8 protein-coding genes are annotated in these 10602 nt (G+C 59.2%); 1 reads left to right on the plus strand and 7 read right to left on the minus strand.

What is annotated here, in order from left to right:
- Positions 1–8: 8 nt before the first annotated feature.
- The 3 genes from AC1D2P_RS03760 to AC1D2P_RS03770 are packed head-to-tail and all read right to left on the minus strand — an operon-like array spanning position 9 to position 1760.
- Entirely contained in the window at positions 9–269 is a 261-nt protein-coding gene (locus AC1D2P_RS03760; RefSeq protein WP_046031137.1) for a phosphopantetheine-binding protein, read from the minus strand.
- Positions 250–1059, minus strand: coding sequence for a lysophospholipid acyltransferase family protein (locus AC1D2P_RS03765; RefSeq protein ID WP_109785394.1), 810 nt, complete (start codon positions 1057–1059; stop codon positions 250–252). Before AC1D2P_RS03765 ends, AC1D2P_RS03760 begins: the two co-directional genes overlap by 20 nt.
- Positions 1035–1760: a beta-ketoacyl synthase chain length factor gene (locus tag AC1D2P_RS03770; protein WP_109785395.1), complete on the minus strand. Its 726-nt coding sequence runs from the start codon at positions 1758–1760 to the stop codon at positions 1035–1037. The genes AC1D2P_RS03765 and AC1D2P_RS03770 overlap by 25 nt, the downstream gene beginning before the upstream one ends.
- A 353-nt stretch (positions 1761–2113) precedes the next feature.
- Here AC1D2P_RS03770 and AC1D2P_RS03775 point away from each other — a divergent pair, with 353 nt between their 5' ends.
- The gene (locus AC1D2P_RS03775; protein ID WP_046031134.1) at positions 2114–2884 is read left to right on the plus strand and encodes a ParA family protein; all 771 of its coding nucleotides are present in this window, start codon (positions 2114–2116) and stop codon (positions 2882–2884) included.
- A gap of 64 nt (positions 2885–2948) precedes the next feature.
- Here the strand turns inward: AC1D2P_RS03775 and trxC are convergent, their stop codons facing one another.
- The 4 genes from trxC to AC1D2P_RS03795 all read right to left on the minus strand — a co-directional run bounded on the left by trxC (position 2949) and on the right by AC1D2P_RS03795 (position 10425).
- Entirely contained in the window at positions 2949–3383 is a 435-nt protein-coding gene (trxC, locus tag AC1D2P_RS03780) for a thioredoxin TrxC (RefSeq protein ID WP_077432334.1), read from the minus strand.
- A gap of 402 nt (positions 3384–3785) precedes the next feature.
- Positions 3786–5249: a protein adenylyltransferase SelO gene (gene selO / locus AC1D2P_RS03785; protein ID WP_077432335.1), complete on the minus strand. Its 1464-nt coding sequence runs from the start codon at positions 5247–5249 to the stop codon at positions 3786–3788.
- 48 nt (positions 5250–5297) lie between these two features.
- Positions 5298–8648 carry a mechanosensitive channel MscK gene (gene mscK / locus AC1D2P_RS03790; protein ID WP_477811317.1) on the minus strand — a complete coding sequence of 1117 codons (3351 nt, stop codon included), beginning with the start codon at positions 8646–8648 and terminating at the stop codon, positions 5298–5300.
- 34 nt (positions 8649–8682) lie between these two features.
- Positions 8683–10425: a potassium/proton antiporter gene (locus tag AC1D2P_RS03795; RefSeq protein WP_477757271.1), complete on the minus strand. Its 1743-nt coding sequence runs from the start codon at positions 10423–10425 to the stop codon at positions 8683–8685.
- Positions 10426–10602: the final 177 nt, after the last annotated feature.

Here is a 10602-nt window from a genome sequence, read left to right on the forward strand (position 1 = left end):
GTCCGGTCTCAAGCTGCCTGTTTTGCAGTGACGAACGCCGCAAGGCTCGCCACGTTAGTGAAGTGATCACGGGTGTCTTTGGCGTCGGCGTCGATTTTGATGCCGTATTTTTTCTGGATGGCCAGGCCGAGCTCCAGAGCGTCCACCGAATCCAGGCCCAGGCCTTCGCCGAACAGTGCCTGATGGCTGTCGATATCTTCGGCACTGATGTCTTCGAGGCCGAGGGCATCGATGATCAGTTCTTTGATGTCACGGTGCAGATCGCTCATCTTCGGCGAGCTCCTTGATAAAGTAAGTATGCAAATAATCGTTGAGCTTGCGCGATGCCTGAGGTGCAGGGCCTAGCGCTGCGAAAGCTTGTGGGTCTATATCGGCCCCGACACAGAAACTGAAGTGCACGCGGCGTTTCGGGATCCGATACCACGGCTCGGCCTTGGTTAACGTCGTAGGGCTGACCTTGATGATCACAGGGGTGAGGATTTTCGCACCGCGCAAGGCGATTGCCGCGGCCCCCCGATGAAAGGCCGGCGCCTCGCCAGGCTGGGTGCGCGTGCCTTCGGGAAAGATGATCAAGGTCTGGCCTTCTTTCAACGCGTTGGCAGCGGCGTCGAGCATGTCCATGCTGCCGTCGTTGCTGATGTATTCGGTGCGCCGTAGCGGGCTGCGGGTAAAGGGATTCTCCCAAAGGCTTTGTTTCACGACGCAATTGGCGTGACGCACCAGGCCGATCAGAAACACGACATCAATCAGCGAGGGGTGATTGGCGATAATCATTTGCCCTGGGCGACCCAGTTGTTCCGCGCCCTGGATGTCGTAGGTCAGGACGCCGGTGCGGGCCATGAACCGAACAAATAACCAGAAGCAGCGACTGACGGTCTGTCGCGCGCGCAGCCGATGGGTCCGCGCATCGCCGGGAAAGCAATTGAGCAACGGAAAAACCACCAGTCGCAGGCACAGGCCACCCAACCCGAACAGGGTGAAGCTTGCGGCAGTGGCCAGCAGGCGCCAGTAATAGGCGTCGCGGTTTTTTTCCGTTACGGAGTGCGATGCCAGGTCCATACACGATTCTTCCAGGCATGTTGGCAGGTGGTTTGCTGGCCGAGCAGGTTGCGAACCAGATTCAGGGCATGGGGCCAGTGGGCGTTGGACAACTCATCCGTCGCGCTGTTCAGCGTCAGCTGCCAGTCGGTACCGGGTGTCAGTAACAGACCGACGGCATACGGAAACGGGACATCGTCGATCCATGTCTCATAGGCATTGGGCGGTTGTTCTTCGGCGATAATCAACAGGACGGCAGGCGCGCCTTCGTCCAGCATTGCAGCGGCTTCCAGCATGCCGTGTTCCAGCCCGTCACCGGCGGCGGCGAGGGCGGTCATTTCGCTGGTTTCGCCGCGCATGATCGACCAAAGCCCAATGACGGCGTTGTGCACGGACAAACTGAATTGAGTCGGCGACAGCGGTTGGTCGGCGGCCAGATCGCTGAGGATTTCAAACGTGCGAGGTGTTTCGCCATGTCGGGAAACAAACACCAACGGCAAGTCCTGGCGACCCTCAGCCAAGGGCCAGCCGACACTGAATGCCATGCGCGCCAAACGGCTGAGTCGTCGGCGCTGCATGGCGGGCAGAAAAGACACGTCGGGTGCGACATCGCTGCTCGCAAGCACCACCGGTTGTCGGCTCCATGCCTGCCATTCGTCCACGCTTTCGAGCCCAGGAGCCCATGCGCGCCATTGGGCGATGTTGAAATTAATCACAGACATACATCCCGCCCTGCAGGGCTTCGTTGACGCGGTGAGCCGCAAAAACAGCGGCAGACCTTACGTGACGCGTAGCGCCGAGTGGCGCGCATTATCCCGGTGCTACGGGCGCGTAGCAAATACTGGTTACATTTTGCGCAATGAATGTACCGTCCGGTTCGCTAAAAGCTATCGTTTCGCCATTATCCATAGCTGGATGTTCACGTCTGTCGGCCTTTTGCCCGGAGTAACGGTGAGATTGCGGCTTTTCAATTGGGATATTGGAGCTGACCGTGTAGTCCTTGCGCCAAAGCGGTAGCTAAGCAATGCCGTGGACTACTACACTCGGTCATTCCTGGATACACGGAGGTTTTGACATGCGGCGCGTGGTGTTTAATCAAAAAGGTGGCGTGGGCAAGTCCAGCATTGCCTGCAATCTGGCGGCGGTCAGCGCCAGCGAGGGCTATCGCACCCTATTGGTGGATCTCGATGCCCAGGCCAACTCCACTCAGTACCTGACGGGGCTCACCGGTAATGACATCCCGATGGGCATTGCCGATTTCTTCAAGCAAACCCTTTCCTCCGGCCCGTTTTCGAAGAAAAACCAGGTCGATATCTACGAAACACCGTTCGACAACCTGCACGTGGTCACCGCCACTGCCGAGCTGGCAGATTTGCAGCCCAAGCTTGAAGCCAAGCACAAGATAAACAAGCTGCGTAAGTTGCTTGAAGAGCTTGGGGAAGATTACGACCGGATCTACCTGGATACGCCGCCCGCACTGAATTTTTATGCGGTATCGGCCTTGATTGCCGCGGATCGTGTATTGATCCCTTTCGATTGCGACAGCTTCTCGCGTCAGGCGTTGTACGGTTTGCTGGCGGAGATCGAAGAATTGAAGGAAGACCACAACGAAGGCCTGGAAGTTGAAGGCATCGTGGTCAACCAGTTCCAGGCCCGCGCCAGCCTGCCCCAGCAAATCCTCGACGAGTTGATCGCCGAAGGCTTGCCGGTCCTGCCGGTGTATCTGGCCAGTTCAGTGCGAATGCGCGAATCTCACCAGGCCAACACGCCGCTGATCCACCTCGACCCCCGGCACAAGCTGACCCAGCAATTCGTCGAACTGCACGCGCTGCTGGAAAATGCTTGACCCCAGCTAGTGCCACCGAGCAAATGTGGGCGTGAGCAGGCTCCCACATTTGATTCGAACTGGTTTAAATCCCCTGGCTACGCAACCAGCTCATCAATTGAGGTAACGGAAAAGCCCCGCTCTGGCGCGCCACTTCCCGGCCGTTCTTGAACAGAATCAGGCTCGGAATCGAGCGAATCCCCAACTGCGCCGACAACTGCTGGTTTGCCTCGCTGTCCAGTTTCGCCAGCCGGCACTTACCTGCCAATTGCCCCGCTGCCTGCTCGAACACCGGCGCAAACGACTTGCACGGCCCGCACCAGTCCGCCCACACGTCAACCAGCAACGGCAGGTCGCCTTTGATCTGGCTGGCGTAATCGCCTTGCTTCAATTCAAACGGCTTGCTCAGCAAGACCTCGGCCTTGCAGCGACCGCACTTTGGATGATCGTTGAGGCGCTCGGCGGGGATGCGGTTGAGGCCGTTGCAGTGGGGGCAGGGGATGAGGAGTGGGTCGGTCATGGTTGGCTCTGAGTTGGACAGTCTATGTGCCAGTTCTGGAGTCGAGCATCGCGTTTATCAAGGCTGTAACGTGTAGTCCTTAGCTTTCTTCAGTTGCGGACAGGGACTACATGTATTGACTCTCCTGCTGATATACGGCGAAAAATTACACCTTTAGTCTTTTCCGCAGCAGTTTCGAACTGGCGATTTTACTTTGGAGTCCTTTGTACCAATGACGGCTAGATCCCCTCAGCGTTTTTCAATCCTAGAGCTCCTAACCAACGCCAAGCGCATCAAAACTCTAAATGTCGAGACTGCGTTTGCGCGAGACGGAGGCTTTGTGGGGCTTGAAGATGTTTGGCGTGATCTGAGTTTCGATCAGAGTCAGAAGCAGGAAAGCGCCATACGTGAAGCCTTGTTGACTCACGACGAACAACTGATCTCCAAATGCTTGCCCCACTCCGGCGGCCGTTCGGCATAACTGTCCATTCCCGGCTGTTCCTCGAACGGATTGCTCAGCACGGTGTGCAGCCGACGTACCTCTGAATAGTCGCCGCTCTCTGCCGCATCAATGGCTTTCTGCGCCAGATAGTTACGCAGGATGTACAGCGGATTGACCGCATGCATCCTTTGGCGACGCTGTTGCTGATCGGCTTCGCCTTCGCGGGCTACCCGGGCGACGTAACGCTCGCCCCAGGCATCGAACCCCTTGATGTCGACGAAGTCATCGCGCAAGCGGGCGACCGCCTGTTCCGGGGACTCTTCCCCGAGGCGGCGGAAGAACAGGGTGTAATCGACGCCACTGTTCTGCATCAGTTGCAGCAGGTGCTCGAGTAGCTTCTGGTCATCGTCTTGCGCGGTGGTGAAACCGAGGCGGCGGCGCATCAGGTCCAGATAGTGGGCCTGGAACAGCGGCAAATACAGGCCGAGGGTTTCGCGCAGGGCCTCGACGCTGATGAACGGTGTCAGGGCCTGGGCCAGCGCGCTGAGGTTCCATTGACCGATCGGCACCTGATTGCTGAAGGAGTAGCGACCCTGGTCGTCGGAGTGGTTGCAGATGAAGTTGGCATCAAAGTCGTCGAGGAAGGCGAAGGGGCCGAAGTCGAAGGTGATGCCGAGGATCGACATGTTGTCGGTGTTCATCACCCCGTGACAGAAGCCATAGGCCTGCCACTTGGCGATCAGTTCGGCGTTGCGCTCGACGATTTCACGGAACATCGCCAGGTAGGGTTCCGGTTGTTCCAGGCATTCGGCGAAATGCATGGCCAGCACATGTTCACCGAGTTCTTTCTGCATTTCGGGACGTTTGGTGTAGTAGAAATATTCGAAATGCCCAAAGCGCACGTGGCTTGGCGCCAGGCGCAGGACCATCGCGGCGCGTTCCTGTTTCTCGCGCCAGACCGGCGTGTCGGAGCCAACAACGCACAGCGCGCGGGTGGTCGGGATGTTCAGGGCATGCAGCGCCTCAGAGGCGAGAAACTCGCGGATCGAAGAGCGAAGCACCGCTCGTCCATCACCCATGCGCGAAAAAGGCGTCTGGCCGGCACCCTTGAGGTGCAGGTCCCAATGCTCGCCGGCCTGGTTGTACACCTCGCCCAGCAGCAGGCCGCGACCGTCGCCCAGTTGCGGGTTGTAGGAGCCGAACTGATGACCGGAATACACCATCGCCCTCGGCACCGCGTCAGCCCAGAGCTTATGGCCGCCGAACAGTTCGGCAAACTCTGGTGTGTCGGCCGCGGCCGGGTCGAGATCAAGCAGCGCCATGGCCGCAGGGCTCGCAACCACGAGGCGCGGGTTGTCGATGGGCTCGGGCAGCACATGGGCGGAAAACGTATCGCCCAAGCGGGCGAAACGATTATCGAAGGTCAGTTCGTCGAGGGCTTTCAACGGCCATCTCCAGCAGAATGTCCGAGCATTCTGCTAGGGATAAGCCGGTTAGTCGAGCTTGGCGGCCGGTGGTTCCTGGGGCGGTTGGCCATCGACCAGCGGCACGATGGTTTTCGCTTCCGGTTCGATCGGCACCATCTTGTATTCCTGGCCCTGAAGGTTCTTGAGGTAAACCTCCATCTGCCGGAACGAGATGTTGATGTGCTGCTTCTTGAACTCGCGGTTGATGAAGCGGTTGACCTCGTCGAGCACAGGATTTCGGTCGCCAAGGTCGCGCACGTGCATGCGTAATTCATGGTCGAGGGTGCTTTCACCGAAGTTCAGGAAGTACACGTGCGGTTCCGGATCCTTGAGCACGCGCGGATTATCGCGGGCAGCCTTGAGCAGCAGCTCCTTGACCAGGTCCAGGTCCGAGCCGTAATCGACGCCGAGCTTGAGCGTTACCCGGGTGATGGTGTCGGTCAGCGACCAGTTGATCAGTTGCCCGGTAATGAACGTCTTGTTCGGGACAATGATGTCCTTGCGGTCGAAGTCGGTAATGGTCGTGGCGCGGATGCGGATCTTGCTGACCGTGCCTGACAGGTTGCCGATGGTAATGGTGTCGCCGATCCGTACCGGGCGCTCGAACAGGATCATGATGCCGGAGATGAAGTTCGCAAAGATCTCCTGCATCCCGAAACCCAGGCCGACCGAAAGCGCTGCCACCAGCCATTGCAACTTGTCCCAGCTCACGCCGAGGGTCGACAGGGTCGAGACGAAACCGATCCCGGCGATCACGTAGGACAGCAGCGTGGTCGTGGCATAGGCGCTGCCTTGAGCCAGATTCAGCTTCGACAACACAAACACTTCCAGCAAACCTGGCAAGTTGCGCGCCAGGGCGAAGGTGATGCCGATGATGATCAACGCACCGAGCATGTCGCCGATACTGATCGGCACCATGCTCRTGGCCGCGCCAGTGCCGCTGGTGTATTCGTAGAGGGTGATGTTGTCCAGGTACGAGAACACTGAAATCAGGTCGGACCAGGCCCAGTACAACGCCCCGATGAAGCCGCCGAGCAGTGCCAGGCGGATCAGTCGCAACGATTGTTCGTTGACCTTTTCGATGTCCAGTGTCGGCTCTTCGATCACCGCTTCGCCGTCACCGGCCTCTTTCGCGGCCTGACGTTTGGTCAGGGCGCGCTGGTAAGCCAGGCGGCGTGCCGCAACGCTGAGGCCGCGCACGAAGGTGGCTTCGATGACCAGCCAGAACATCAGCAGGTAAAGGGTATTGATCAATCGGTCACTGAGTTTGAGCGCGGTGTAGTAGTAGCCGAAGCACACGGCCACGAACAGCGCGACCGGCAAGGCGGTGAACAGAATCCCCAGCAGTTTTCGGAACAACGAAGCGTTTTCATGCGTCGGGCTGCGCATCAGCAAGCGGCTGAGCAGCCAGGCCATCAAGGCGTAGCAGATCAACACCACCGGCATGCCCAGCACGTCGTCCGCCAGCGTTGCCGGTTGCAGCTCGGCAACCGCCACCACCGCCACCAGCGCCATCACTACCACACCGAGGCGACGGATCCAGCCCCGAAGGAATTCGACCTGAGGTTTCTCCCAGCGGAAATGCAACTCAGCCACGCCACCCGGCGCGAGGATCCGGTAGGCGGTGTAGAACACCAACCAGGCCTGTGCCATTTGCAACAGCGCTGAACCCATGTTGGCGTTCTGCCCGCGGGCATCGATTTGCAAGGCGAGGCCGCACAAGGCCAGGCCGAGCGCGACCGGCAGCGCCAGCAAAATATTGACCAGAATGGCCTGAGGCGTATGCCACTGGCTGTCGCGCTTGAAGTGGCCGATGTCCTTGTGAACCTTGTTCAGTCGGGCATACAAGCTTTTACGTCGCCACAACAGGGCGCCGATCAGCAGCACCAGCGGCAGAAACAGCAGCGGTCGTTGAATCAGGCCATCGCTCAACTCGATCAGGCTGGACGTCCACGGCAAGGTCATGACTTGGCGCTGCAATCGCTCCGGAACGGCGCGTATCCATTCCAGATCCAGCGGCTTGTTGCTGGGGATCCAGAACATTTGCTCATCGAGCGTCGCCCGCAGGCTTTGCGCGGTACTCAACAGTTGTTTCTGATTGAGTTGCAGGGTGATGGACTCATTGAGCACGGCGCTCAACTCACGGTTCAGCCGCTCCAGCAGGTCGGCGCGGGTGTTGGCCAGTTCCAGCAGGCTCTTGCGCAGTTGCGGGGTGACTTGTTCCGGTGGTTGGCTCGCCAACAGGTTATCGACGTAAGTCGCCGGGTTGCTCAACAGTTCGCGTTGTTGGCTGACTTCAAATTGATAGAGGCGAATGTCGGCGATCTGATCGGCGAGGTTACGGTCGAGCCTCAAACGCGGCAGGGACTGCTTCTGTTTGTAGAGAATCTTGGAGAGCAGCAGGCTGCCCTTGAGCACGTTGATTTGCTCGTCCAGGGCCGAATCGCTTTGGGTTACGTTGTCCAGTTGCTGTTTGGTTTGCAGGTTTTGCTGGGTGACTTCGTTGAGTCGGTCCGTGCTTTTGAGCAGGTAGTCGGAGAGCTTCAGGTTGGCCGCGCTTTCGCTGGCCAACAGGCTGCTGCCACCGGATTTCTGCGCCTCGATGGATTGCTGGGTCACCGTTTGCTGGGACTGAGCCAGGCGTTTCTGGTTGATCAGGGTTTGCAGCTCCTGGATTTCTTGATCCAGGCGATCGGATTTTTCCGACAGTAAATCGTGCTGGCTGTTGCCCAGGTCCTGCAACTGACTGTTGCCGGCCAGTTCCTGGCGACGCAGCGGAATCAGCGCATTCAGTGCCGCGAGTTCGGCATTGAGCAAGTCGCGCTGTTCGCCGCTCAAGGTTTTGCCCGCGTCCTTGCCCGCCTTGAGGATGTTGTTGATCTGCTGGATTCGGGTCTGGCTGGCAGAAATCTCGGCTTGGGCACGTTCGGGACGTGTCTGGGCGGTAATGACCAGACTGTTGGCGTCGGACAGGGCTTTTTGCAGGTCGCTTTGCTGGGTCGAGCGCTCAGTGAGCATTTGTTCGAGTTGCGGGATCGACAGGTTGGCGAAGCGTTGGGCCACGGGTTGCGGTTTGGTGGCCTTCAGACGAGCCAGTTCACGCTGATTTTCGATGTTCTGCTTTGGCGCGGTAGCCAACTGTTGCTTCAAATCGGCCAGTTTTTGTTCGTTGTCTTGCCGGTTGTTGAGCTGGGTGAGCGTGTTCTGCAGCGTGGCTTGCAACGCTTTTTGATCGGCTTCCGGCAGCTTGCGGTCGGCGATCTTGTCCAGGCTCGCTTGCACGGCTTCGCTGGTCGGCGGCTCGGCCGCTTGCAGCGTGCCGATGGAGAGGCTCAGGCCCAGCAGGGCCAGGATGAAAAAGTTACGCAGGCTTGACATAGAGACCGATCGAAAACGAGACGAAGAGTGGAGTTTAGAGGAAGAGTCCCGGACCGGGGCGACTTCCTTCGGGGAATCTGACGCCCACTTTGCCGATCTTGTTCCCTTCCATGACCGCGACGGTCCAAATGGTGTTGTTCCACTCCACCTGGTCACCGACGACAGGCGCGCCCCCCACTTTCTGGGCGATGAAGTGGCCGAGCGAAATGCCCGGATCGATGCCTTCGACTTTCAACCCGTACAGCGCCGCAACCGCGCCCAGTTGGGCATCTCCTTCGAGGACGAAGTCGCCGAAGAAGCGCAAATCCAGACCTCGCTGCGGCGCCTGGCTGAAGAGTTTTCCGAGGGCCGGCAGGTTGTGTTCATGGCCGATTACACAGAGCAAATCGTCGACTTCGAGCACCGTACTACCCGACGGATGGAGCAATTGCTGGCCACGAAACAGGGCCGCGATCCGCGTGCCTTCGGGCATTTTCAGTTCACGCAGGGGCGAGCCGATGCACCATTTCTCGGCGCCGAGGCGATAAATGAACAGCTCCCACTCGCTGGTGACATGCACTTCCAGAGCGGAGCGCGAGATCGGTGCGGGCTCTGGTGGCACCGTCACTTTCAGCAGCTTGGCAATCCACGGCAGGCTCGTGCCCTGCACCAGCAGTGACACCAGCACGATAAAGAAGGCCAGATTGAAATAGAGCTGGGCGTTGGGCAGGCCGGCCATCAGCGGGAACACCGCCAGAATGATCGGGACCGCGCCGCGCAAGCCGACCCAGGAAATAAACGCCTTTTCGCGACCATGGAACGCCTTGAACGGCAGCAAACCGACCAGCACCGACAGCGGCCGGGCGAACAGAATCATCCACAGCGCCAGACCCAGGGCGGGCAGGGCGATCGGCAGCAGATCATGCGGTGTAACCAACAGCCCCAACACCAGGAACATGCCGATCTGTGCCAGCCATGCCATACCGTCGAGCATGTGCAAAATGCCGTGCCGGCTGCGCACCGGGCGGTTGCCGATGACCAGGCCACACAGATAAACCGCGAGGAAGCCGCTGCCATGCAGGGCGTTAGTCAGGGCAAACACGACCAGGCCACCGGCAATCACCAGAATTGGATAAAGACCGTTGGCCAGGTTGATGCGGTTGACCAGTTGCAGCATCAGCCAGCCGCCGCCGAGGCCGACGACGGCACCGATACCGAACTCGCGCACGAAGTGCGCCAGCAGGCTCCAGTGCAGGCCGGTTTCACCGCTGGCGAGCATGTCGATCAGGGTCACGGTGAGGAACACCGCCATCGGGTCGTTGCTGCCGGATTCGATTTCGAGACTGGCGGTGACCCGCTCGTTCAGGCCTTTGCCACCCAGCAGCGAGAACACCGCGGCGGCATCGGTCGAGCCGACAATCGCACCGATCAGCAGACCCTGAATGATGCTCAGGTTAAACAGCCAGGCCGCGACCATGCCGGTCAACGCGGTGGTAATTAACACCCCGACGGTGGCCAGCGACAGCGCCGGCCACAGCGCAACGCGGAAACTTGCGACTCGGGTTCGTAAACCACCATCGAGCAGGATCACCGCCAGCGCGAGGTTGCCGACCAGATAAGCCGTGGGGTAGTTATCAAAAATAATGCCGCCACCGTCGACACCGGCGGCCATGCCCACAGCCAGGATAATCACCAGAATCGGGATGCCGAGGCGGGACGAAAGTGAACTCACCAGAATGCTCGCACCTACCAGCAACGCGCCGATCAGAAACAGGCTGTTGATGGTGATTGCATTCAAAGGCAGTACTCCAGAGACGGAAAGGCGGGCGAAAACTGACCATGCAGTCTGCGTGCCAGCGATTCTAACCTGTTGAAATGTGATGCTGTCAAAAAGGTTTTTGCATGGGTACGCCGCGATGGCAAGACTAACCCTGTAGCAGCTGGCGCAGCCTGCGTTCGGCTGCGCAGCAGTCGT

It is taken from the genome of Pseudomonas sp. P1_F1_2 (genome assembly GCF_056405815.1).

Excerpts from the sequence above, each read along its gene's own strand:
- AC1D2P_RS03760 (WP_046031137.1), bottom strand. The coding sequence starts at position 269 with ATGAGCGATCTGCACCGTGACATCAAAGAACTGATCATCGATGCCCTC.
- AC1D2P_RS03765 (WP_109785394.1), bottom strand. The coding sequence starts at position 1,059 with ATGGACCTGGCATCGCACTCCGTAACGGAAAAAAACCGCGACGCCTAT.
- AC1D2P_RS03770 (WP_109785395.1), bottom strand. The coding sequence starts at position 1,760 with ATGTCTGTGATTAATTTCAACATCGCCCAATGGCGCGCATGGGCTCCT.
- AC1D2P_RS03775 (WP_046031134.1), top strand. The coding sequence starts at position 2,114 with ATGCGGCGCGTGGTGTTTAATCAAAAAGGTGGCGTGGGCAAGTCCAGC.
- trxC (WP_077432334.1), bottom strand. The coding sequence starts at position 3,383 with ATGACCGACCCACTCCTCATCCCCTGCCCCCACTGCAACGGCCTCAAC.